Consider the following 25,704-nt stretch of genomic DNA (forward strand, 5'->3'; position numbering starts at 1 on the left):
GATGAAGGTGCTTGTAAGCGACCCTCTTTCTAAAAACGGATTGGAATTACTCAAAAAAAATAAATTTGAAGTAACGGAAATAGAGCCCGCTCAGTTGAAGGAAGAAATAAAAAAAGGTTATGACGCCCTGATTGTAAGAAGCGGCTCTAAAGTAACCGAAGAGGTTATCAACAATTCAAAAGGGCTCAAGGTCATAGGCAGGGCGGGTGTCGGCGTAGATAATGTTGATGTGGAAGCAGCCACAAAAAAGGGTATTGTAGTTATGAATACCCCCGGCGGCAATACATTATCCACAGCCGAACATACTATGGCGCTTATATTGTCTCTGGCGAGAAACATTCCGCAAGCCTATAAAAGCATGATCGAAGGCAGGTGGGACAGGAAAAAGTTCAAAGGCATTGAACTTTCACGGAAAACACTTGGCATAATCGGGTTAGGCAGAATCGGGACTGAAGTGGCTAAGAGAGCGAAATCTTTTGAGATGAGGGTTTTGGTTTACGATCCTTTCCTGTCGGACCAGCACGCGGCGAAACTTGATGTGGAAGTTTCATCGCTTGATGCGATTTTCTCCGAATCGGATATAATTACCGTGCACACACCCATAAATGATGAAACAAGGAATTTGATAAATAAAGACACGATATCGAAAATGAAAGAAGGCGTAAGGATTATTAACTGCGCGCGGGGAGGCATAATAGATGAAGATGCCCTTTATGATGCGCTTAAGAAAGGGAAAGTCGCCGGGGCGGCTATTGATGTTTATGCCAGCGGGGAACCGCCTACGGATAAAAAACTTTTTGAGCTGGACAACGTGGTGTTGACGCCTCACCTTGGCGCTTCTACGGCGGAAGCTCAGGAAAATGTCGCTTTAGGCATCGCAGAGCAGATTGTGGAATATTTTGTAAACAACAAGATTGTAAATGCCGTAAACGCGCCCTCGATAGACCCCGAAGTTTTCAAACTGCTTAAACCGTATATTCTGCTCGGGGAAAAGATCGGCAAACTGCTTTCTTCGCTTGTCGCTTTCGGAATAGAAAACATAAAGATAACTTATTCGGGAGATGTCGCTGACTTGAATACCGCGCCGGTGACCTCTTCTGTTTTAAAAGGTCTGTTTGAAAAAGTTCAGCAGGAACCTGTCAATGAGGTAAATGCCCCCGGCATCGCAAAAGAAAGGGGTATAAAGGTCGTCGAATCAAAAACAACGAGGCATGAGGATTTTGCGACTTTAATTGATGTATCCATAGAAGGAAAAGGGACAAAGGTTTCCGCGGCGGGTTCGCTCTTTGCCCATAATGCGGATCCCCGCATTGTTAAAATAAATGATTTCAGGATGGATATGGTCCCCTTCGGGAATGTTCTTATTGTCCATAACAGCGATATCCCGGGGATGATAGGGTTTTTAGGGACCGTTTTGGGAGAAAATAAAGTTAATATTGCCGGTATGAGCGTCGGCAGGCATAATAAAGGAAAGACTGCGATGACGGTAATAAATGTTGATAACGCCGTATCCGAAAAAGCCATCAGCGGAATTAAGAAAAACAAGAATATCATAGACGTTAAACTGGTTAAATTTTAGCAAAAATCCGAAATTCGAATATCAAAACTCGAAACAATATTAAAATTATAATTTTCTAAATTCGAAATAGTTTGGAATTTAAAGTGTTTGAAATTTGTTATTTATTTCGTATTTCGTGCTTTGTATTTAGGATTTTGAACTTAGCATTTATCACTTCAGACTGAAGAAGATATAAAGGGATAGTAAAAGGGGAGCAAGATTTATGTCGGTTACTGTTCTGGTCGGTACACAATGGGGCGATGAGGGAAAAGGCAAGATAATCGATGTCCTTACCGAGAACGCTGATATTGTAGTGAGATATCAGGGCGGGAATAATGCGGGACATACAGTTGAAATAGGCGATGACAAACATATATTGCATCTTATCCCTTCGGGGATTTTACGGGATAATGTTGTTTGTATAATAGGCAACGGTGTTGTCGTTGATCCCGCGGTTCTGCTTGATGAAATCAAAAACCTGGAAAAAAATAATATTAAAGTGAGAAACAGGCTTTTTATCAGCGATACCGCCCATGTTATCTTTCCATACCACAAACTGCTCGATAAACTTGAAGAAGGCTCGAAAGGCAGGAAAAAAATCGGGACAACCGGCCGCGGAATAGGGCCTTGTTATGTGGATAAATACGCAAGAAAAGGGATAAGGACGGCTGATTTGCTTTATCCGGATATCCTTAAGGATAAAGTGGAAGAGAGAGTCGCAGAAGTAAACGAAGTGCTTGTCTCCAGATATTCGGAAAACAAAATAGATGCCGCAGAGATTATTAGCGAATACATAAAGTACGGGAATATACTCAGGGATATGCTGAAGCCCGCCTACATCATTATTAACAAAGCAATATCTGAGGGCAAAAAAATTCTTTGCGAAGGCGCGCAGGGCACGCTTCTCGATGTCGACCACGGCACTTATCCGTATGTGACGTCATCGAATGCCACCGCCGGCGGAGCATGTACGGGAACAGGTATCGGGCCCTCAAAGATAAAAAGTGTTGTCGGTGTAATGAAAGCGTACATTACAAGAGTCGGCGAAGGCCCTTTTCCCACGGAACTTGACAAGCGGATGGGCGAAGTCATACGTAAAAAAGGCGGTGAATTCGGCGCCACCACGGGGCGGCCCAGAAGATGCGGATGGTTTGATGCCGTGATAGGAAAATACGCCGTGACGCTTAATGCTATCGATAAAATAGCGTTTACTAAACTTGATGTGCTGGACGAACTTGATGAGATTAAAATATGCACTGCATATAAATATAAAGGTAACACGCTGACTGAATTCCCTTCCATTCCGGAAGTGCTTGAAGAATGTAAACCTGTTTATGAAATCTTCAGGGGATGGAAAATAAAAACATCCGGCTGCAGAGAGTTCAGGGATTTGCCCGAACAGGCGAAAAAGTATGTAAAAAAACTGGCTGAACTGGTCGGCAGCAGGGCATGGATTGTTTCGGTCGGGCCGAAGAGATCGCAGACGTTTTACATGGAATAAATTTGACATAAAAGGTCTTGTAAAATTTCGGCCTTGTGATAATATCATTTCATCTTGTAAATAATCAGAAAAAAATAATGTGAAAGGAGCGCAGAATGAGGAAGATTTTATTTTTTGCGGTTGTGCTGGCTGTGGCTTTTGCGTCTTACACTTTTGCCGGTCCTGCCGGAAACCCGTCTGACCCGACAATACCCCACGGGCCGGGGCTTATGGGTATGAGCCCTGATAAAATCGGGGTTCTGAAACTATCTTACGAAAATGACATCATCTTCGAAAGAGAATTGGATGGCCACCTGGAAGATAGGCTCGGTGATGCAAGCGTAAGAATGAGTCTCAGAGACACAAAATTCAAAGGGCAATATTATTACGGGAAAATTTCTTACGCCGCGTTTGACAGGGTGGAGGGTTTTGTTATCCTTGGCGCGTGCAACGGAGTTAAAATTGACGGAAAAACTAAAATTGCCAACGATGATTTTACACTGAAATATAAAACAGATTTTATTTGGGGAGTGGGCGGAAAAGTTTTAGTTTACGAATGGGCGGATTTGGGCATTAAAATACTGGCAACAGGGCAGTACCGCCAGACGGAACCCAAGCTTGATGAATTCAAGATTAACGGGGTCAATGTTACCCCCGACCTTTCTAAAAAAGGCAAACTTGAGATAAAAGACTGGGATGCGGGCGGCGCAATCAGCAAAGAATTCCAGATGGGCGAGAAAATAGTTGCCGTTCCTTATGTCGGGCTTAAGTATGCCGATTCGGATATTAAGTACAACGCTACCGCGACAACAGGGGAAAGAGTTGATTTGGATGCGGACAGCAGGTACAAAGTTATGCCTTATGTAGGGCTTGACCTGATAGTAAACGATTTTCTTTCTTTGAATGTTGAAGGAAGATTTGTTTCTGATTACGCATTGTCCGCAGGCTTGACATTGAGGTTCTAACCAGCGGATTTGTTTCGGATTTTAAAGGGGTGAGCATGTGTTTTTGCTCGCCCCTTTTTTTATGTTTTTGTCCTGCAAGAAGGCCTATTGACAAACATTTATATATGTGTTAAATATAAACTAACTTGATAGTCAACCATACATAAAAGGGTAAAATTTATGAAAATATCCATTAAAACAAAATGTGATCAGGTTAAGACTTTTATATTGAACCTGATAAAAGACTATCCTCCGAATTCAAGAATAATGAGCGAACCTGAATTATCACAACAGCTTGGTGTAAGCCGTGTTACAGTTGCAAAGGCTTTATCCGAGCTGGTTGCGGAAGGAATTGTTTACAGGGAGCAGGGCCGCGGCACATTTACAGCTTCCCCTTCATCTATACCTAAAACCAACCAGATAGGTTGTCTGGTCAGCAGTTATCCATATCCCATTATGGGAAACCCCTTCTACTCAAAGATTTATAATGCAATAGAAGAAGAAGCCAGAGAAGTGGGGCTTGACGTGATTCTTCAATCTGTGCATGAAAGAAGCGGAGTGGATTTTATTATGCCTTCTTTAATAGACAGGAAACAGATTGACGGAATACTTCTTGTCGGCGAGATAAGCAAGGATATTGTCCGGAAAATAGATAATTTGAAGTTAAAATGCGTAATAATCGACAATTATTATGATGATATTGCGCTGAAGTACGTTAAAACAGAAAATATCGAAGGAGCAAAGTCCGCTGTTGATTATCTTTTGAAACTCGGCCACAGGAAGATAGCTTTTATCGGGGGGCCGCTTGAAAGGAACAGTTTCAGCGACAGGTATGTCGGCTATAAAAATGCTTTGAAGCAGGCCGGCGTAAAAAGGCAGAAAGATTTCGAAATCATAGGCGATGTTAATTGCGGATACAATGAAGCCCTTATAGTCACAAAATTGAAGGAAAAGCCCACGGCGATATTTGCCGCGAACGATGCGATAGCTTTAAATGTAATAAAGGCTTTAAAAGACGAAAATTTTGCGGTTCCGCATGATATCAGTGTCATAGGTTTTGATGATATAGAGCCTTCATCGGAAACGGATCCCGCATTGACGACGCTGGCTGTTGATAAAGAGAAAATGGGAAAGATTTCGGTAGATATACTCAAGAACCTTATTAATGACGATAGAGACATAGAAAGTTGCGAGCTTGGCGTGCGTCTTATAGAGAGAAAAAGCTGTAAAGAAGTTTAATGAAAGGTCGGGGAAAACATGAACTTTTTTGGCGCTGGCGGATTTATCCTGTCAGAGAACTGCCTGCAGGCGGGAGAAACTCCCTCCGGCAGCGGCAAAGACAGAAGCCTTTGTAAAACAGATGCCGTTTCAAAGGACGGGATAAGAAAAAAATCTCTAACGGGGTTTACCCTTATTGAATTGCTGGTGGTTATTGCGATAATATCTATTTTAGCCGGGTTTTTATTGCCCGCATTGAATGAAGCAAGGCACAGAGGCAGAATGGCTGTGTGTGTAAACAATCTCAGGCAAATCGGAAACGCATTATACATGTACACTCTTGAATTTAATGAAGTCCTTCCCCCCTGCCTTGACTATGTCCCGTGGAGAGGGAACCAGTTTTGCGATAATAATGATGATATACAGTATGTTTTGGCCGGCTACATAAGTACCGGAAGGAACGGGGCTGATTCCAGTGTGTGGGTATGCCCCGAAGGCGCGAGGTATGGTTATCCGCATGCTCCTGGTATGAATCTCGGTAAATTCGATATGCCTGACAGCTGGGGGTATACACATGACATTACTTACCGTTATAACACGTGGAGAACCAGAAGCGGTTCGGCCGACCAGAATCCCAATGAGCCAAAAATTAATTTTCCGGCTAAAATAGCTTCTTTGAAACATCCCGAAGAAGCGGCTATCATGTGGGACCTTCCGGATAATGCCAGCTCAGGAATGTTATGCCATAAAAACGGAATAAATTGCCTTTTTCTCGACGGGCATGTGGATTTTATCAGAGTCGTTGACGGAGCGTCCGTTCCGGGAACGCTGTGGTGGTATACGGACAGCGCCGGAGGATGGACAACAAATTAAAAAGGTATGATGTGAACAGAATTTATAAATATTTTATTTCCGCGCTTATAATCTTTTTTATATGTCCGGTTTGTTGTTTTTCGGATGGTGTATATCTTGTGCCGTCTGATGCAGAGGTGTCGTCATTTGACCGGACGCCCGGCTGGGCTCCCGAAGCGGATGCAGGGGCGTTAATTGACGCAAATCTTTCCACACGGTGGGCATCCGACGCCGAAGAGGATAATTCATGGGTGGTTGTCGACCTCGGAGGGGATAAATACATTAATTCCGTGGTTATCAACTGGGAAAGGGCGTTCGCCTCGAAATACAAAATATATCTTTCACGGGACGGGAGTGACTGGGAAGAGGCGGGACAGAAAGAAGGAAGTTCGGGCGGGCGCGAAAAAATCGGGTTTGAACCGCGCAAATCAAGATTTGTAAAAATAGAGTCTCTTGAAAAAATAAATGAAAACTGGGGTGTTTCCATATGGGAAGTGGAAATATACGGCGACCCGGAAAGCAATCCGGGGGAAAAACCTCTCGCCGCGATATATCCTGAATTTGAAAAAGCGATTCATATGAGCGAGCACCTTGAAAAAGAACAACCGGTCTCTTCCCCGCGGGCATTGACTGCGGCTGATTTTCAAAAAGGTGTTGCCTATACTTCCTATCATAATGTCGAGTTGCTTGGCGCTGATTCCGATAAAATTATCGAATATCTGGGGAGCATGGGGGTTACGGATATATCCCTGGTAATAACGTGGTATCAGGATGAGCAGGATTCAACCGATATAAGACCCCTGTATGTCGGGGGAAACAGCGCCAGGGATGAGGCTGTAGTTCATGCTATCAATCAAATTCATAAAAACGGCATGAGGGTAATGCTTAAACCTCATGTTGATTGTGTTAACGGCACGTTCAGAGGCGATATAATACCGGGCGACAGATGGTTTGAAAGTTATTCCAGGTTTATTCTTCATTTTGCGGCGCTTGCCCGGGAGTACGATGTGGAATGCTTCTGTATCGGAACGGAACTGGAAGCCACTACATATGAGGAATATGATGAACATTGGAATAATCTGATAAAAGAAGTGAGAAAAATATTTAAGGGTAAGGTCACATATGCGGCCAACTGGTCGGAATATAAAGGCGTCCTTTTCTGGGATAAATTGGACTTTATGGGTATAGACGCGTATTTTCCGCTGACGGATAAAAATGACCCCTCACAGGAAGATTTGGATAACGCATGGGAAACTGTGAAAACCGAAATCAAAGAATACAGGGATGAAAATAACATAAGCGTTCCCCTTATCTTTACCGAGGTGGGATACCAGAGCGCCGACGGCACAAACAAGACCCCGTGGTACACGTCATCTGAAAAAGAAGACCAGGAAGAACAGGCTATGTGTTTTAAGTCTATGCTGAACGCCATGCTTAAGGAACAATGGTTTAAAGGTTTCTACTGGTGGAATTATTTTCCTGTTAAAGTTTCCAGGCCTTTGGACTTTACTATAGATGGAAAAGTTACAGAAGAAATATTGAAACGTTTAAATACGGAAAATGGGCGATAACAAGGAGGAGTATATGAAGAAAATGTTATTTGTGGGTTTGATTCTGGCGGTTTTCTGTGGATTTCCGAGTATTGCCAGATCGGCGGATGAGGAAATAATCGCTGATTTTGAGATGGATGAGGACGGCTGGGAGATTCCGGACTGGGCTTATGAAAAGGATGACCATGTGGCAAGCGAAATATGCGCTTCCAAAGAGGTATCTTCAAAAGGGAAAGGGTCCCTTAAGATTGAGGCTGATTTTCCTGGAAAAATGTGGTCTGCGGCGATTGTTGAAGTCGCGGAGTATTACGACCTGTCGGATTATGAAAACATAGCGGTTGATATTTATGTCCCGAAAGAAGCCCCCGAAGGACTAAAAGGCAAACTGATACTTACACAGGGCGAGGAATGGAAATGGGTGGAACAGTCGAGGTCGTTTAACATTAATCCCGGAGAATGGACTACCGTTACGGCAAACATAGCGCCGGGAAGCAAAGACTGGAAAAGAACGACGGTTGACGAGGAATTCAGCGCCGATATAAGAAAAATTGATGTCAGGGTGGAATCTAATATGAAGCCTGTTTATAAAGGGCCTATTTATATTGATAATATCAGAGCGTATAAGTAAGGAGTAGTTTGATATGAAACGTCGTGCCGATAAGAAAAAAAAGGTTTTTGTGCGGGTTGGTGTGCTTGTCGTAATAATCATTATTCTGCTTTTCCTGATTAATTTCCCGAAAGAGGAAGCTTTCCAGAAAGGGATGTGCTTTGTCAGCTGGGAGAGCAACTATATTTCGGAGAGAGCCATGGAATCCCTGGATTACCTGAAGCGGTTAAATGCGGAATGGATATCCATTTCGCCCACGTGGTATCAGGATACGCCGGATTCCGTAGAGATAAAAAGGACGAGAAAAACTTTGCCTGACGAAGACCTTGCCGAGTTTATAAAAATTGCGCATCAAAAGGGATTTAAAATAATGCTGAAACCGCACATCGACATCTTGAACCATCAAAGCGGTTCAAGAGTGGATATCGCATTTTACAATGACAAGGACTGGGAAGAGTGGTTCGATAATTACACCGATATGATAACGGGATATGCGGAAACAGCGCAAAAGTATGGAATCGAGATTTTATGTATCGGCGTTGAGCTTTCCGGCACGACGGTTGATAAAGGCGATCTATGGAAAAGCAAAGTAATTAAAAGTGTGAGAGAAGCATACTCGGGTAAAATAACATATGCGGCCAACTGGTATGAAGAGTATGTTAATATCGAATTCTGGAATGAACTTGATTATGCCGGATTAGACCCTTATTTTCCCCTGACTGAAAAAAATATCCCCGGTTATGAAGAAATTCTGGAAGGCTGGAAACCTCATCTCAACGAGATAGAAGAGTGGGCTGATTATATCAAAAAGCCTGTAATATTCACTGAGATAGGGTACCACAGCGCTGATGGCGCGGCCAGACTGCCTTTTGAATGGGTTTTAAAAACCCCTGTTAATTTAAAACTGCAGAATGACTGCTACAAAGCGTTAATAGATACATTTAAGGATAAAGAATGGTTCCATGGTATTTACTGGTGGTACTGGTATGTTAACTTATCGAAAGGCGGGGAAAGAGACAGGTCTTTTGTGATTCACAAAAAACCCGCAGAAGAAACTGTTAAAGAGTGGTATTCAAAGGATATAATAAGAACGCTGCAATAAGTTTTACAGGGTGTCGCTTATTTAAGGAGATTTTTATGAGACATAAAAGATTTTTAAATGTTTTTGCCGCCGTGCTTCTGGTTTTCGGAGTATCATCCTGCGCCCGGTTACAGGAAGACGGACAGAAAAGCAGGGTATTGTTTTTAACGAGAGCGACGCCCGAACAGCTTGAAGTATGGAGAAAAGCGGTTAATGCTTTTATGGCGGAAAATCCGGACGTAGATGTTAAAATCAACAATCTGGATTATAACAGTTATTGGTCGAAATTACAGACTATGATAGCCGGGGGAACGCCTCCGGATGTCGTGTTCCTGGAATCATACAGGCTGCCCGCGTATGCCCTGAAGGGTTCTCTGGTTGACCTGTCGGGATATCTCGAGAATTCTTCGAATATCAGGCAGGGCGATTTTTTTGAAAAAGCTTACGACCTGTACAAATACGGGGATAAGGTATACGGCATACCTAACGACATCGCCGTTTTCTGCATGTTCTATAACAGGGAAATTTTTGATACATATGAAGTTGATTATCCGAAAGATGACTGGACATGGGATGATTTTCTGGATATATCGCAGAAGCTTACCGTAGATACGAACGGAGACGGCGCGACCGATATATACGGGTTCATTTACGGGTATCCTTTCCTCTGGATATGGCAGAACGACGCGTATTTGACCGACAATCCTTATAATCCCGAGAAAATAACGATTACATCCGATAATTTTATCGAGGCTTTGGAATTCCTGGCGGACCTGCGTTTTAAATACAGGGTTGTCCCGAGCGAGGCGGCCGTACAGGCTTTTAATACAGGCCAGTTCTTTACCAACGGAAAAGTTGCTATGTGCGTTGACGGGCACTGGATGGTCCCTTATTTCAAGAATAATGTTAAGTTTGACTGGGATGTGGCAATGCTTCCAAGAGGGAAACAGAGGGCCACCCTGGGGGAAGGGTCGTGTTTTTCCATATGCAAAGGGTCTAAGAACCCAGATGCGGCATGGAGATTGATAGAATTCCTGGCGGGGCCGAAAGGGCAGCAGATAATCGTGAAAGAAGGGTTTTCGACGCCGGCCCTTAAGGAGATAACGAAGACGGATGTATTTTTGAATCCTCCGCCGAAAAACAAGGAAGCGTTTATTAAATCAATACCTTTCGGAATGTACCAGCCCAGGATACAGGGCTTGTCGGAGCTTGAGAATATATTCTACAGGCTGCATGAACAGGTTGTAATAGACGAAAAAGCGGATATAAGGGCTTTATGCGAAAAATATTCAAAAGAGATGCAGGAAGTTCTCAAAAACGAAAGAGAGGGACAGCGATGATGAAATTCGTGTGTAAAAAATATGAGGGGAATCCTATTCTGACAAAAGAAGATATCCCTTTTCCTGCTGAGGCTGTTTATAATTCCGGGGCTGCCAGATATAAAGACAAGTATATCCTTCTGTTAAGGATACTCCAGTTGAATACGATATCCTGTTTTGGTGTCGCGGAAAGCAAAGACGGGTTCGATTTCAAAGTGAGAAAGGAACCCGTTATGAAAAAAGCCGAATCGGGGCCCTATGCTTTATATGAAGACAGGGGGATAGAAGACCCGAGGATAACGAAGATCGGCGATACATATTACATTACTTACAGTTGTTATTCTAACATCGGTTTCAGGACGGGCTTGGCCAGGACGGAGGATTTTGAGAAGTTCGAAAGGGTCGGGATAATAACCGATATTGATTACCGTAATACCGTTTTATTCCCGAAAAAAATCGGCGGCAGGTATGCGCGTTTTACAAGGCCTAATTACGGCGGCAAAGTCGGGACGTGGATATCCTACTCTCCGGATTTAATTTATTGGGGAGATTCAAAGGCTCTTATGATGCCCAGTTCGATAAATATCTGGGAGAACAACAAAGTCGGCCCCGGCGGTCCTCCGATTGAAACAAAAGACGGGTGGTTGTGCATTTATCATGCTACTACGTGCACTATGGACGGACAGATATACCGTTTGGGATGCGCTTTGCTTGACCTTGAAAACCCGGAAAAGGTTATAGGGATAGCGGATCAATTTATTTTAAGCCCCGATGCTGTTCATGAACGGGTAGGCTATGTCCATAATGTCGTATTCACATGCGGACAGATACCCGAACCTGACGGGACCCTTAAAATTTATTACGGCGGCGCTGACCAGTGTATGAATGTCGCGACGGCAAAAATGGCCGACCTTATAGAAATCTGCAAAAAAGGCAAACGGCCGCCGTTGTAAACTAGTTAAACAGTTGAGCAAATAAGTAGTTGAGTGGTTCAGTAGTTTAGTAGTAAAAAAATAAAAAGATAAAAAAGCATTGGAACCACACCCGCCAGAAAACATAGGAGGGCAGGGGTGACTCAGATGCTAAAAAAAGCGATAGTAACCACAGAACACACAGATAAAGATTAATAGATGCAAAATAAAAATTTAATAATTTTAGTTTTCTTGTTTTTTTAATCTGTGTAAATCTGTGTTATCTGTGGTTAAATAAAGAAGTTTAGTATTTAAGTACAATCTGGAGGAACATCTTATGGCTAATGAAAGTGTTTTCAAAAGATACAAAAATAACCCTATTATCACCGCCGCGGCGGTTAAAAGGGCCAACAGTATTCATAACAGCGCCGTGGTGCCGTTTAATGACGGATATGCCGGGGTATTCAGGGTTGATGAACAGGATTTCAGGTTTACGCTGCATGCGGGAAGGAGCAAAGACGGCATTCAGTGGAAAATTGAGGATGAAGAAATCAAAATGAAGTGCTCCAACCCCGATATTCCTGAAAGCAAAAGAAATTATGACCCGAGGATTACCATGCTTGACGGTATCTATTATATAACGTGGTGTGTGGATTCTTCCCAGGGGCCTTGCATAGGGCTGGCAAAAACCAGAGACTTTGAAAACTTCGAGAGGATGGACAATCCGTTCCCGCCGGCAAACAGGAACTGTGTGATTTTCCCGAGAAAAATCAACGGTAAGTATGCGGTGCTGCACCGTCCCAGTGACAGGGGGCATACGCCGTTCGGTGATATTTTTTATTCCGCGAGTCCCGATCTTGTCCACTGGGGCACCCACAGGTTTGTCTTCGGCCCGCTGCGGGGATGGCAATCGACTAAAGTCGGCCCGGGCCCGGCTCCTATTGAGATGGAAGATGGGTGGTTGCTTATCTATCACGGGGTCTGGACCAGCTGCAACGGTTATCTGTATTATGCCGGAGGCGCTATCCTTGATAAGGAAAAACCATGGAAAGTCCTGTACAGGACCAGGGATTACCTGTTAGCCCCCACCGAGATTTATGAAAGGGTCGGGGATGTGCCCAATGTGGTCTTTCCAAGTTCAGCGGTTGTAATAGGTAAGACTTTGAGATTATATTATGGCTGCGCCGACACCTGTATTTCTGTGGCCGAAGCCGATATCGACGAAATCGCCGGGTTTATAAAAACCCACAGTTTTTAGATTTCAATTTAACGGGGGAAACAGGGTGTTAGAAGACGCTATGACGCGGATTTTAAAAAGGTTTTTTCTGTGCGGTCTTTGTTTTATTATATGCGCCTTTTTAAGTTCGTGTTCCGGGGTGAAAAAAGAGCCCGGGATAAAAAAAATAGTTTTTTTGCTGAGGGCCACTCCCGAACAGTTAAGCATATGGAAAACAGTTGTAGATGTTTTTAAGCGTAAAAACCCCGGAATCGGAGTAGAGCTGCAAAATGTTGAAGACCGCTATTACTGGTCTAAATTGCGCACCATGATAGCCGGCGGCACGCCCCCCGATGTCATATTTATGGAGTCGTACAGGATACAGGCTTATGTCCTGCAGGATTCACTCGAGGACCTTTCCCCTTACATCCGCAGGTCGAAAAACATAAAAGCTTCGGATTTTTATGAAGAATCCTTTAACCTGTATAAATTCGGGAATAAGGTTTACGGACTGCCGAATGATATCGCCGTGTACTGTATGTTTTATAACAAGGATATTTTCGACGCTTATGGGGTTGATTATCCGAAAGATGACTGGACATGGGATGATTTTCTGGAGAAAGCTGAAAAGCTGACCCTGGATCTCGACAATAACGGCCTCAAGGAAGTTTACGGATATGTGTACGGACATCCGTTTTCTTCTTTTTTATGGATATGGCAGAATGATGCTTATTTGACGGATGATTATTTGAATCCCGGAAGAATAACTGTGACTTCGGATAATTTTGTCCAGGCGTTGAAATTCATATCCGATATGAGGTTTAAATACGGCATTGTCCCCGGCCTTACGGAGCTGGAAGTGCTGAATACAAGCCTTTTCTTTGTGCAGGGCAGGGTCGCGATGGTAGTCGACGGGCACTGGATGGTGCCTTATTATAAGAACTATGCGAACTTCAAGTGGGATGTTGTCGTTCTGCCGAAGGGAAAGCAAAGGGCTACTTTAGGCGAAGGTTCATGCTTTTCCATAAGCAAAACATCGAAGAACAAAGATGCCGCATGGAAGCTTATTGAATTCCTGGCAGGGGAGCACGGACAGAAACTGATAGTCAAGATGGGGTTTTCCACTCCGGCGTTAAAAAAGATAGCTGAATCGGAACAGTATTTTTCTTCCGAGTCATACAGCGAGAGCGCATTCATAAAATCTATTCCTTTCGGGAAATGTTTTCCGCGGACGGAGCATCTGGCGGAATTACAGGATGCATTTTACCGTCTTCATGAGATTGTTGTAATGGATAACAACGCTGATATCAGACTGTTATGCGAAAAATACGGCAAAGAAATGCAGGAGATTCTCAGCCAGTAAGCTTACCGACAGGCCTTTCCGGCCTTTCCGGCCGAGTTGAGCGAGTCCCTTCACGTTCTATAATCTATTGACACTGTATGTGTAAAAAAATATAATCACTTACTTAAGTTTTAAACCGTCAATAATCTATAAGTGTTCGGGTATGCAGAAATTGAAAGTTCCGGATCATATTGCAATAATTATGGATGGAAACGGCAGATGGGCGAAGAAGAAAGGTCTGCCGAGAATAAAAGGCCATTACGAGGGCGCAAAATCTGTCCGCCGCATTGTGGAAGCATGTGTGGAATTAAAGCTCAAATACCTGACATTATATGCTTTTTCAACTGAAAATTGGAAAAGAGGCAAGAGCGAAGTACATGCGCTGATGAGACTTTTGAACAGGTTCCTGCGCTTTGAACTTAAGAATATGATGAAAAACAGGATAAAGTTCAGAGTTATCGGAGATATAAGCTTATTTCCGCCGGATTTAAAAAAGAATATAATTTCCGCCGAAGATCAGACTAAAGCCAATGAGGGGTTAACGCTTGTCCTGGCTTTGAACTATGGTTCCAGGGCGGAAATATTAAAAGCGGTCCGCGAGATAGCGGTTAAATGCCGGAAAGGCGATATCCAGCCGCAGGCGATAGATGAGGCTGTATTTCAAAGGCATCTTTACACTGACGGTATCCCGGATCCCGATTTATTGATAAGAACCAGCGGAGAAGTCAGATTGAGCAATTTTCTGTTATGGCAGTGTTCTTATACGGAATTCTGTTTTACCGGGGTCCTTTGGCCTGATTTCGGCAAACAGGAACTTCTGGAAGCTGTTAAGGAGTATTACAACCGCGAGAGAAGATACGGGAAAGAAAGAGCTTGAAATTTATGGATAGCCTCGGAAAAAGATTGTTCAGTTCGGCGATATTAATACTTCTTTTGTTGCTGTTGATTTTCTTCGATAATACATATTTGATTATCGGCGGCGCTGTCGCTTTTGTCTTCTGGAGTTCCGTAGAGTTTTACGACCTTGTGCAGCAAAAGGGGATTAAGGCGTCAAAATGGTATGGAACCATTGCCAATATAGTTATTATTATAGTTGTCGGTGTTTTGTGCGGGTTGAACGAAAGGGCATTGTCCCTGCTTACATGGGTCTTTTTATTCGCCGCCTGCGGCGCCTTTGTAAGGCAGCTGTTTGTGGCTTCTACAAATAATGCCATATTCGGGATATCAACCACGATACTCGGTATATTTTATGTCGGTTATCTCTTCAGTTTTCTGGTTTTACTGAGGTTTTTCCAGTCAATTTCCATAGGAAAATACTATCTGTTTTCGGCGGTTATGATGATCAAGTTTTCTGACGCATTTGCTTTTTTCATAGGTTCTGTTTTCGGAAAACACAGGCTTAGCGCCCGCTTAAGCCCGAAGAAATCGATTGAAGGCCTGATAGGCGGAATTATAGGTTCGGTGGCGGGCGGGTTAATCACATATTTTTTTATTAAGGAAGTCGGTTTTTCCATACTTGACGCGGTCGTACTGGGATGTATTATCGGGGTTGTGGCGGAGATAGGCGATCTTTCGGAATCTCTCCTGAAGAGAGACGCTGAAATAAAAGATTCAAAGCAGCTCTTTCCCGGACTCGGGGGAATGCTCGATATTCTTGACAGCCCCCTTCTGTGCGCCCCGGTTTTTTATTTTTATGTCAGCTATATTTTGAAATAAGTTAAATGGTCGAGTAGAAAAGGATGAGGTTAAGGTTGAGTCTTAGGAAAAACAGCAGGCTAATATTGGTTAGGGAGTAAGTTTTGCAGGGCCTCTTTTTTGTGAGCGGCCACGCCTTGCCTGCCGGCAGGCAGGGTGCCCGAAGGGCGAGCGAGTAAAAAAGTGGAGCACAGTAAGCCTCGGTGGGGCTTACAAACGTCCCTGAAAAATTTGCTTCCTAAACAAAATATCATCATAAGGCCAAAACTCCGTTTTTAATATATACAATGCAAAAAATGAAAAAAATATCCATACTGGGCTCTACAGGTTCCATAGGTGAAAGCTGTCTGGACATAATAAGGAATAATCCGGACAGGTTTAAGGTTTTTGCTTTGACTGCCGGAAAAAACGAAAAACTTTTAGCGAAGCAGGTTAACGAGTTTCGTCCCGGGTACGCGGTTATTGCCGATGACACAAAATATCCGGGTATAAAAGGAAAAATACCAAAGGGAACAAAGTTAATTTCAGGAAGCGAGGGGCTTAAATATGTCGCGTCTCTTAAAGATGCGGATATATGTGTTTCCGCATTGGTGGGTTCTGCCGGGCTGATGCCTACTTTTGAAGCGGCCCGCAGCGGCAAACGGCTTGCCATCGCAAATAAAGAATCGCTTGTTATGGCGGGTGAGCTGATGCTGAAAAACGCGGAGAGATTCTCAACGGAAATACTGCCTGTTGACAGTGAACACAGCGCGATATTTCAGTGCCTTGCCGGCAATGACAAGTCCGGTTTTAAAAGTATAATTCTTACAGCTTCAGGCGGTCCCTTCCTGAATTGCAGCAAGAGCCGCATGAGCAGGATGAAACCGGAGAACGCCTTAAAACATCCTTGCTGGAAAATGGGCGCGAAAGTTACGGTGGATTCTGCGACATTGATGAATAAAGCCCTGGAAATCATTGAAGCAAAATGGCTTTTTGGCGCCGATCCCGGAAAAATAAAGGTTGTGATTCATCGCGAATCCGTCATTCACTCAATGGTCCAATTTAAAGATAATTCGGTTATAGCGCAGTTAAGCGTTCCGGATATGAGGATTCCCATCCAGTATGCGTTGACATATCCGGACAGGATTGAATCGCCGGTAAAGGCGCTGAATCTGGCTGACATAAAAAGCCTGACCTTTGCCGAACCCGATGAAAAAAAATTTCCTTTTCTGAAACTGGCATATCAGGTTTTGGAAAAAGGGGGTGTATATCCGGCGGTTATGAGCTCGTCGAATGAAGTTGCGGTGGGCGGTTTTTTGAAAAAACAGCTGAATATTACTCAGATATATGAAATTGTCGTAGACACTCTTTCATCCGTAAGGAATAGAAAGATGAAAACAATTGAAGATGTGAAAGACGCCGATCGCTGGGCAAGGGAATACGCGTCGGAATTGCTAAAAAAGAAAAGGGGAAGCCGCTGATGGAACTGATTTTTAATATTCTTATTTTTGCGATATTTCTGGGGGTGCTTGTTTTTGTCCATGAACTGGGGCATTTCTTGACCGCTAAATTTTTGAACATTTATGTATTTGAATTTATGATCGGGTTTCCTCCGAAACTTTTTAAAGTAAAAAGAAAAGAGACTGAGTACGGTATAGGGGCGATACCGATAGGGGGATATGTGAAGATGGCCGGGCAGGAAGATTTCCCCGGACATGAAGAAGACGAGATAAAAAATATCGGCATAAAGGTTCCCGAAGACCGGAAGTTTAACAGGAAAAGTGTCTGGCAGAGGATGTCCGTTATCGTTGCCGGCCCGTTTATGAATTTCTTCTTCGGGGTATTTGTCTTTATAATGCTTTTCCTTCTGGGGCATCAGGTCTTGCTGGGGATGAAGGAGAATTATATCGGCGGCGTGCTGCCGGATTCGCCTGCCGAGAAAATCGGTTTGCGCGCCGGAGACAGGATTGCAGGCGTAAACGGAGTCGAAACCCCGACCTTTGAAGATATACGATGGCAGATTATTTCAAAAGCCGGGGATGAACTGAAATTAAGCGTGAACAGAAACGGCTTGCTCCATGATTTTACCGTTGTTCCGGAAAAACCCAAAGGCCGTAATCCCGGCGGGATAGGTATAAGCCCTTTTGATTTCACTGAAGTTTATGAGGTCCAGAGCGATACTCCCGCTGAAAAGGCGGGCTTGCTCCCGAAAGATATTATACTTAAGCTCGATGATAAGTATGTCCAGCTTTCTGACTTCAGTATGTTTACGGCCGACAGGCTGGGTAAAAAAATGGAGTTGACCATTTTAAGAGAAGGAGAAGAAGAGCGTGTATCTTTAGTCCCTATGCCGTTAAAATGCCTGAGCGGGATGTTCGTAACAGAGGACAACATTGTCATTGTTTATAATGAGAAAAAGGCGGGAAGCGTAATCCGGACAGGGGACAGAATCGAAAAATTCAATGATATTGATATAGAAAAAAAGAATCAGGTGAATGACCTTGTGGCCGGACAGGCAAAAAGTTCGAAGGTTAAAATAACGGTTTCAAGGCGGACAAAAAAAGGATTTTTCGGGTCATCTGAGAACCGGCTTGAAATTACTTCAAAAATAGATTTCAGGGGTATTATAGGAGTAAGGACGGGGCCTGCGATGATATATGAGAAATATCCTTTCGGAAAAGCGGTCCAAAAAGGGATAAGCCAATCGTTATCGACTTTGAAAATGGTTGTCGGTTCTCTGGCGCTCTTATTTTCGGGCAGGGTCGGTTTTGACCAGCTGCAGGGCCCGGTCGGGATATTCAAAGTAACATCGGCAGTAGCAAGTTTCGGTATTTCCAGTCTGATGAAATGGATGGGTATTTTGAGCATGTACCTGGCTTTCTTCAATATTCTTCCCCTGCCCATGCTTGACGGGGGGCATATCCTTTTGCTGTTAATAGAAAAAATAAAGGGCAGGCCGATTAATGAAAAATATGTCCTTATATGGCAGAAAATCGGGTTAATACTTATTATGTTACTTCTGGTTTTTGTTACGTTTAATGATATAAGGTTAAGATGAAAAGACGTAAAACGATTAAAATAAAAGTCGGAAATGTATTTGTGGGCGGAAACGCGCCCATATCCGTGCAATCGATGACTAAAACCGATACGAAAGATACAGATGCGACATTGCGGCAGATAAGCCGGTTGATAAATGAAGGCTGCGAAATCGTTAGAGTAGCCGTGAAAAATTCTACCGATATAAAGCCGTTTGAAAAAATCGCGGGGCGCGCAAAAATACCTGTGATAGCCGATATACATTTTGATTACCGCCTGGCAGCCAAAGCGGCGGAAGCGGGAGCTTCCTGTGTGAGAATTAATCCGGGTAACATCGGTTCATCCGAAAAAGTAAAATTTGTCGTTGACTGCCTGAAAAAGCACAGGGTTCCCATGCGGATAGGAGTTAATTCAGGCTCCCTTGAACCTGAATTATTGAAAAAATATAAAAAACCTGTTCCAGAAGCGCTTGTCGAAAGCGCCCTGAAGAACATAAGGTTGGTGGAGAAATTCGGTTTTTATGACCTGAAAGTTTCTATCAAATCCACCAGCGTAAGGGATACGTGCGATGCGTACAGGCTTTTGGCGTCAAAGACGAAGTATCCTTTTCATATAGGTATTACCGAAGCGGGGACAGTATTTTCAGGTACTATCAAATCCGCGATCGGCATCGGGTCCCTGCTCCTCGAAGGAATCGGCGATACCGTAAGGGTTTCCCTTACCGCTGATCCTGTCCGGGAAGTCAGGGTCGCCAAAGAGATATTGAAATCCCTGGGCTTGAGGAAGTTCGGCCCGGAGATAATATCCTGCCCGACCTGCGGAAGGAAAGAGATCGATGTAGAAAAAATCGCGCTCGAAGTCGAAAAACTCGCCGCCGGCATAAAAACGCCCATGACTATCGCGGTAATGGGTTGTTCCGTGAACGGGCCGGGAGAGGCGAGGGAAGCCGATATAGGTATAGCCGGCGGAAAAAACATTGGAATTATTTTTAAAAACGGTAGAATTATAAAGAAAGTTAAATCTGAAAAATTATTAAGCGAATTCAGGAAAATCATTGAGAAAAGTTATTAAGTGAAAAAGGCTAAGGTTAAGGCTGAGGCTTAGAAAAACAGCAGGGAAGGTTGGTTAGGAAGTAAGTTTTGCAGGGCCTCTTTTTTGTGAGCGGCCACGGTGCCCGAAGGGCGAGCAAGCAAAAAAGTGGAGTGCAGGAAGACTCGGCGGGACTTACAAACGTCCCTGAAAAATTTGCTTCCTGAACAATGCATGATTGTAAGGCAAGGGAAATAGTTGAGTAGGTCCGGGTACATGCCTCGGACACGCTCACTTCGTGAGCAGGGAGAGCATATGCGGTGGAGTAAAGCGTTAATTCCTACATTGAAAGAGTCCCCTTCGGATGCGGAGGTCATAAGCCATAAGTTGATGGTGCGTTCCGGGATGATAAGGAAAGTATCTCCCGGTATTTATAATTATCTCCCCCTTTGCTTTCGTGTGATCGAGAAGGTGAAGAAGATAATAAAGGATGAGATGAATAAGGCCGGAGCCCAGGAATTACTTATGCCGGTCCTTTCTCCCGCTGAACTGTGGAAAGAGACTCTCAGGTGGGATGTTTACGGCAAAGAACTAATGCGGGTTGAAGACAGGCATAAAAAACAATATGCATTAGGCCCTACACACGAAGAGGTTATAACTGATATTGCAAGAAAAGAATTAAAGTCATACAAACAGCTTCCTGCATGCTTATATCAGATTCAGACAAAGTTCAGGGATGAAATCAGGCCAAGATTCGGGGTAATGAGAAGCCGTGAATTCATTATGAAAGACGCTTACAGTTTTCACAGGACGGGGGAAGACCTTGATTCCTATTACAGCGTGATGTTTGAGGTCTATTCCAATATCTTTAAAAGATGCGGATTGAAATTCAGGGCGGTTATGGCTGATTCCGGAGCCATAGGGGGAGATGTAACCCATGAGTTCATGGTGCTTGCTTCTTCAGGAGAATCTCTTGTCTTGAGCTGCCCTGACGATAAATGCGGATACGCGGCAACCAGCGATACGGCGGAATCCATAATACAGGGCCTTGATGAAAAATCAAAACTGTCCGGAAATTTTACCGAAAAGCATACGCCCGGCAAAAAGACAGTGGAAGAAGTTTCGGGTTTCCTGAAAATAAAACCGTTTAATTTAATAAAGACTTTGATATATAAGACATCGAAAAAACCGGTTGCCGTGCTTATAAGAGGGGACAGGGAAGTAAATACGGCCAAACTGAAGAAGTTTCTCAGGGATGAATTCACGGAACTTGCGGATGACGCATTGACAGAAAAAATAACAGGGGCCGAGGTCGGGTTTGCGGGCCCGAAAAACTTGAAGGAAAATATAAAAATATTTGCGGATTTAAGCATTAAAAATACGGGCCCGGCTGTGATAGGAGCGAATAAAAAGGATACCCATTATTTAAATGCATTACCGGATCGGGATTACAGCGTTGACAAGTTTGTCAAAGTATCGATAGCCATGGCCGGGGATAAGTGCGTCAATTGCGGAAATCAGCTCAACGAGTTCAGGGGGATAGAGGTCGGACAGATATTCAAGCTCGGCAAAAAATACAGCGATTCCATGAAGGCAAAGTATATTGAGGAAAACGGCAAAGAAAACACATATTGGATGGGTTGTTACGGTATAGGTGTTACAAGGACCATAGCCGCGGCGATTGAGCAGAATAACGATGATAACGGCATCATATGGCCCATTCAGATAGCGCCCTATCAGGTTATTTTGACAGGTCTGAATATGAAGGACAAGAATACGGTTGAAGTATGTGAAGACCTTTATAATGGACTTGTAAAAGAAGGTATTGAAGTCCTGTACGATGACAGGGATCTGAGAGCGGGGTTTAAATTTAAGGATGCGGATTTAATAGGAATTCCGGTTAAAGCGGTTATAAGCGAGGCTAACCTTAAAAACGGCGATATAGAGATACAGGACAGGATGACATCAAAAAAAGAAATATTCCCCCTGGGCCGGGCGGTATCCGCGATAAAAGAAAAGATCGGGCAAACCCGCTGACACCAATCTGTTTTTCCTTGACATTTGCCATGCCGTAAAATATACTTTTCGAACACAATAAGTAAAGTCCTAAGTGGGAATACACCCACTTTTTTTATTGGGATAATACCGCCGGGAAGGGATGTTTTTCCGGTGTGGTTAAGAGGAGATATATTTCTATGAACGGAGATTTGCTGTCGGTGCTTGAATATTTAGAGCGCGAGAAAGGTATAAGCAGGGACACGCTTATTGCCGCTGTGGAAAGCTCTTTATTGTCAGCTGCCAGGAAAAGCAAAATTACCGAGAAAGAGCTTGAGATAAAAATCGACCCGCAAACTGGCGAAATCAGGGCATTTGCCCTGCTGGAAGTCGTTAGTAAGGCGAAGGACCCTGCAAGCGAAATTTCCCTGTCCGAAGCGAAAAAAATAATAAAGAAGGTAAAAGTCGGAGAAAAAGTAAAGAGAGAGGTCACACAGAAGGGTTTCGGCAGGATTGCGGCGCAAACAGCCAAACAGGTTATAATCCAGAAAATCAAGGAAGCCGAACGCGAAAATGTTTTTAATGAATATAAAGACCGCGTGGGCGATATTGTGACGGGTTCCGTCAGAAGGTTTGACAGGAAAGATATCATAGTTGATTTAATCAAAGCAGAGGCATTGCTTCCGTTCAAAGAGCAGTGCCATGGCGAAAGTTATAACATAGGCAACAGGATAAGGGCTTATATTTATGATGTAAGGATGAGCGCGAGAGGGCCTGAAATACTTCTTTCAAGAGCGCATCCCAATTTTGTGAAAAAGTTGTTTGAACTGGAAGTCCCTGAGATTTCCGACGGAACAGTGCAGATAAAAGGAATAGCGAGAGAGCCCGGCTACAGAACTAAAGTAGCTGTCTATTCCAAAGATGAAAAAATAGATTGTGTGGGAGCCTGTGTCGGCTTAAGAGGTTCGCGGGTTAAAAATATTGTTGCGGAACTCGGTAACGAAAAGATCGATATAGTCCGTTGGAATGAAGAGATATCCGGATATGTCAGGGAGGCGCTGAATCCCGCAAAATTGAAAAACGTTGAAATTAATGAAGGTCAGAAATTGATTACTGTGACAGTAGATGACGACCAGTTATCCCTTTCTATAGGGAAAAAGGGACAGAATGCCCGGCTTGCGGCAAAACTTCTGGGCTGGAAAATTGATATTAAGAAGTCATCCGATGTCAATGTTCAGGATAAGATAGAGCATGCATGGCATGAGCTGGCTAAAATTAACGGCATAGATGAATCTGTCGCGAGAGCGCTTGTGGAAGCGGGTTATACCGATATTGAAGGGCTTGCTCTGGCGACATATGATGATTTGATGAAGATACCCGGTGTCGGCGAGAAAACAGCTGAAAAGATTATTAACGGTATAAAAGATATAAAAAAGGATAAGAGTTGAGAGTACACGAACTTGCTAAAGAGTTAAATTTAAACAGTAAAGATGTTATAAAAATCCTGAAGGATAATAAAATTACTGTTAAAGGCCATATGTCTTCGGTTTCCGACGAAGGCATAAAACTGGTTAAAGATTCTGCCGCCAAAACATCTGCAGGGACATCTTCCGCCAAAGCGACGCCGCAGAAAAAGAAACAGGCGCATTCCGGTGAAATATCTAAAAAGCCGGAAAAAAAGAAAGTAAAGGAAGTAAAGGAAGATGTCATAAGCGTCGAACCCGTTAAGGCCGCCGGGGCTGAAGAAAAAGAAAAGAAACCGTCAAAGGTCATTGAACTGGACCTTCCTGTATCCGTGAAGAGCCTTGCCCAGAAAATTAATGCCAAACCGAATGAACTGATAGCAAAATTAATGACAATGAGCATATTCGCGTCCCTTAACCAGATGCTTGACGCGGAAACCGCGGAAATTGTAGCCCGCGAATACGGGTATGACCTGTTAAAAAGAGAGGCAAAGAAAGTCGAGCCGGTTGAAATAGAAGAAGAGAAGAAAAGCCTGTTTGAGGAAGAATTACTTGAAAAGATAGAAGATAAGCCCGAAGACCTGAAACCGCGGCCGCCCATTGTTACTTTTTTGGGGCATGTTGACCATGGTAAAACCACTCTCCTTGATTATATAAGGAAGACTAAGGTAGTCTCAAAGGAACACGGCGGGATAACACAGCATATAGGAGCATACAGAGTTAATTCATCCCATGGCTCTATCGCATTTTTAGACACTCCCGGACATGAAGCGTTCACCGCCATGAGGGCCAGAGGCGCTAATGTAACTGATATAGCAGTGCTGATTATTGCGGCGGATGACGGAATTATGCCCCAGACGATCGAGGCTATAAATCATTCCAAAGCCGCGGGGGTCGCTATTATGGTTGCAATTACTAAAGTTGATAAGCCTACCGCAAATGTTGAACGGGTGAAAAGGCAGCTCGCGGAATTGAATCTGGTTCCGGAAGATTGGGGCGGCGAAATCATATGTTGTGAAGTTTCCGGTATTACAGGACAGGGGGTGGATCATCTTCTCGAGATGATTTCTCTTCAGGCTGAGATCCTTGAACTTAAAGCGAATCCGAACCGCCCTGCGGAAGGGGCCGTTATTGAAGCTAAATTGACCCGTGACAGGGGACCCATAGTGGTAGGGCTGGTCAGAAAAGGGACTTTGAAAAAGGGAGATATTATTATCAGCGGTATGTATTTCGGCAAGGTAAAAGCCCTTATTGATGAATACGGTAAAAACCTTAACAGCGCGGGGCCTTCGGTTCCTGTTGAGATATTGGGATTGGCCGGAGTTCCTGAGGCAGGCTCCGAATTCCGTGTAGTTTCCGGCGAAAAAACAGCTAAGATTATCGCGGAGCACAGGCAGAGAAAATATAAAGACGAATTGCTGGATAAAAGACAGAAAGTTACCCTTGAAAACCTTTATGACCGTATTAAGGAGGGGAATTCACGGGAGCTTCGCATAGTGCTGAAATGTGATGTCCAGGGTTCAATAGAAGCTATTCTTAAATCCATACAGGGCATAGATTCTAAAGAGGTTAATCTTAATATAATCCACAGCGGACTCGGAGATATAAATGATTCTGATATAATGCTTGCCTCGGCTTCCAATGGTATAGTGATCGGTTTTCATGTGCGGATGTCGCCGGGCGTTAAAGACCTTGCCAAGACGCAGGGTGTGGAAATCCGGCATTACAAGATTATTTACGATTTGATAAATGAAATAAGGCTGGGGCTTGAGGGTTTATTGGAGCCCGAACAGAAAGAAGTAGTTACAGGACACGCTGAAGTAAGACAGGTTTTTAAAATTTCCAAGATCGGAAATATTGCGGGCTGTCATGTATTGGACGGTTATATAAACAGGAATTCCTTTGTCAGAGTCCAGCGCGGCGACGAAGCGATATTTGAGGGCAGGATTGATTCGCTTAAAAGATTTAAGGATGAGGTCAGGGAAGTTAAAACCGGTTTCGAATGCGGTATTTCTATCGGGGGTTTTAAAGATTTCTCGGAAGGTGATATTGTAGAATCTTATATAATTGAGAAAACAGTCAGGAAATTATAACGGTTTTCAGATCTGCTTGTGCCAGTCTCCAGCCTAAAATGAAAATTGGGTTACTTCAGATAAAAATTGAGATTCCCTGGGCGCTATCCCTGAAAGACAAGAGAAGCGCCGTTAAGAGCCTTAAAGACAGGATATCCGGCAGGTTTAATGTGGCGGTTTCCGAAACAGGCGACATGGATTATAAGAATTCGGCGGAGCTTAGTGTGGTTACGGTGTCAAACGCGGCGGTTATGAATGATAAGATACTTGCTTCCGTGGTTAATTATGTTGAAACGGATAAAAATGTTGAACTGGTTGATTACAGGACGGAACGGTTATAACGGCGGAATAACAGAA

At 43.7% G+C, this 25,704-nt stretch carries 21 protein-coding genes; all 21 read left to right on the top strand.

The genetic code is table 11. From position 1 onward, the window contains the following. Position 1: 1 nt before the first annotated feature. Positions 2-1,579, top strand: coding sequence for a phosphoglycerate dehydrogenase (gene serA / locus M0R36_08350; GenBank protein ID MCK9555804.1), 1,578 nt, complete (start codon positions 2-4; stop codon positions 1,577-1,579). A gap of 202 nt (positions 1,580-1,781) precedes the next feature. Further along, positions 1,782-3,059, top strand: coding sequence for an adenylosuccinate synthase (locus tag M0R36_08355; protein MCK9555805.1), 1,278 nt, complete (start codon positions 1,782-1,784; stop codon positions 3,057-3,059). Between the two features lie 95 nt (positions 3,060-3,154). Beyond that, entirely contained in the window at positions 3,155-4,003 is an 849-nt protein-coding gene (locus tag M0R36_08360; protein MCK9555806.1) for a hypothetical protein, read from the top strand. Positions 4,004-4,162: 159 nt separating this feature from the next. Then, positions 4,163-5,221: a substrate-binding domain-containing protein gene (locus tag M0R36_08365; protein ID MCK9555807.1), complete on the top strand. Its 1,059-nt coding sequence runs from the start codon at positions 4,163-4,165 to the stop codon at positions 5,219-5,221. Between the two features lie 18 nt (positions 5,222-5,239). Further along, positions 5,240-6,073, top strand: coding sequence for a type II secretion system GspH family protein (locus M0R36_08370; GenBank protein MCK9555808.1), 834 nt, complete (start codon positions 5,240-5,242; stop codon positions 6,071-6,073). Continuing rightward, positions 6,058-7,623 (top strand): discoidin domain-containing protein, encoded by a 1,566-nt coding sequence (locus tag M0R36_08375; GenBank protein MCK9555809.1) that lies wholly within the window; start codon positions 6,058-6,060, stop codon positions 7,621-7,623. The genes M0R36_08370 and M0R36_08375 overlap by 16 nt, the downstream gene beginning before the upstream one ends. A 13-nt stretch (positions 7,624-7,636) precedes the next feature. Next, positions 7,637-8,230, top strand: coding sequence for a glycan-binding surface protein (locus tag M0R36_08380; GenBank protein MCK9555810.1), 594 nt, complete (start codon positions 7,637-7,639; stop codon positions 8,228-8,230). A 13-nt stretch (positions 8,231-8,243) separates the two neighbouring features. After that, positions 8,244-9,311 carry a hypothetical protein gene (locus M0R36_08385; protein ID MCK9555811.1) on the top strand — a complete coding sequence of 356 codons (1,068 nt, stop codon included), beginning with the start codon at positions 8,244-8,246 and terminating at the stop codon, positions 9,309-9,311. Between the two features lie 35 nt (positions 9,312-9,346). After that, positions 9,347-10,630: a sugar ABC transporter substrate-binding protein gene (locus M0R36_08390; protein ID MCK9555812.1), complete on the top strand. Its 1,284-nt coding sequence runs from the start codon at positions 9,347-9,349 to the stop codon at positions 10,628-10,630. Further along, positions 10,627-11,562, top strand: a complete 936-nt coding sequence (locus tag M0R36_08395; GenBank protein ID MCK9555813.1) for a glycoside hydrolase family 130 protein — start codon at positions 10,627-10,629, stop codon at positions 11,560-11,562. The genes M0R36_08390 and M0R36_08395 overlap by 4 nt, the downstream gene beginning before the upstream one ends. Before the next feature lie 295 nt (positions 11,563-11,857). Next, positions 11,858-12,778 carry a glycoside hydrolase family 130 protein gene (locus tag M0R36_08400; GenBank protein ID MCK9555814.1) on the top strand — a complete coding sequence of 307 codons (921 nt, stop codon included), beginning with the start codon at positions 11,858-11,860 and terminating at the stop codon, positions 12,776-12,778. Between the two features lie 118 nt (positions 12,779-12,896). Further along, the gene (locus M0R36_08405; GenBank protein MCK9555815.1) at positions 12,897-14,099 is read left to right on the top strand and encodes a sugar ABC transporter substrate-binding protein; all 1,203 of its coding nucleotides are present in this window, start codon (positions 12,897-12,899) and stop codon (positions 14,097-14,099) included. Between the two features lie 142 nt (positions 14,100-14,241). Further along, positions 14,242-14,955, top strand: coding sequence for an isoprenyl transferase (locus tag M0R36_08410; protein ID MCK9555816.1), 714 nt, complete (start codon positions 14,242-14,244; stop codon positions 14,953-14,955). A gap of 5 nt (positions 14,956-14,960) precedes the next feature. Continuing rightward, complete coding sequence (locus tag M0R36_08415; protein MCK9555817.1) at positions 14,961-15,794, top strand: phosphatidate cytidylyltransferase; 834 nt, start codon at positions 14,961-14,963, stop codon at positions 15,792-15,794. A 275-nt stretch (positions 15,795-16,069) separates the two neighbouring features. Beyond that, on the top strand, positions 16,070-17,233 hold the full coding sequence (locus M0R36_08420) for a 1-deoxy-D-xylulose-5-phosphate reductoisomerase (protein ID MCK9555818.1): 1,164 nt from the start codon (positions 16,070-16,072) through the stop codon (positions 17,231-17,233). Beyond that, positions 17,233-18,810, top strand: coding sequence for an RIP metalloprotease RseP (gene rseP / locus M0R36_08425; protein MCK9555819.1), 1,578 nt, complete (start codon positions 17,233-17,235; stop codon positions 18,808-18,810). Before M0R36_08420 ends, rseP begins: the two co-directional genes overlap by 1 nt. Continuing rightward, positions 18,807-19,859: a flavodoxin-dependent (E)-4-hydroxy-3-methylbut-2-enyl-diphosphate synthase gene (gene ispG, locus M0R36_08430; protein ID MCK9555820.1), complete on the top strand. Its 1,053-nt coding sequence runs from the start codon at positions 18,807-18,809 to the stop codon at positions 19,857-19,859. Before rseP ends, ispG begins: the two co-directional genes overlap by 4 nt. A 273-nt stretch (positions 19,860-20,132) precedes the next feature. Then, a complete protein-coding gene (locus M0R36_08435; protein ID MCK9555821.1) occupies positions 20,133-21,854 on the top strand; it encodes a proline--tRNA ligase in 1,722 nt (573 codons plus the stop codon). 158 nt (positions 21,855-22,012) lie between these two features. Next, positions 22,013-23,260: a transcription termination factor NusA gene (gene nusA, locus M0R36_08440; protein MCK9555822.1), complete on the top strand. Its 1,248-nt coding sequence runs from the start codon at positions 22,013-22,015 to the stop codon at positions 23,258-23,260. After that, positions 23,257-25,368 (top strand): translation initiation factor IF-2, encoded by a 2,112-nt coding sequence (infB, locus tag M0R36_08445; GenBank protein MCK9555823.1) that lies wholly within the window; start codon positions 23,257-23,259, stop codon positions 25,366-25,368. Before nusA ends, infB begins: the two co-directional genes overlap by 4 nt. A 38-nt stretch (positions 25,369-25,406) precedes the next feature. Continuing rightward, a complete protein-coding gene (locus M0R36_08450; protein ID MCK9555824.1) occupies positions 25,407-25,688 on the top strand; it encodes a DUF503 domain-containing protein in 282 nt (93 codons plus the stop codon). Positions 25,689-25,704: the final 16 nt, after the last annotated feature.

It is taken from the genome of bacterium (assembly GCA_023228325.1).
Lineage (GTDB): Bacteria > Auribacterota > UBA6266 > UBA6266 > UBA6266 > UBA6266.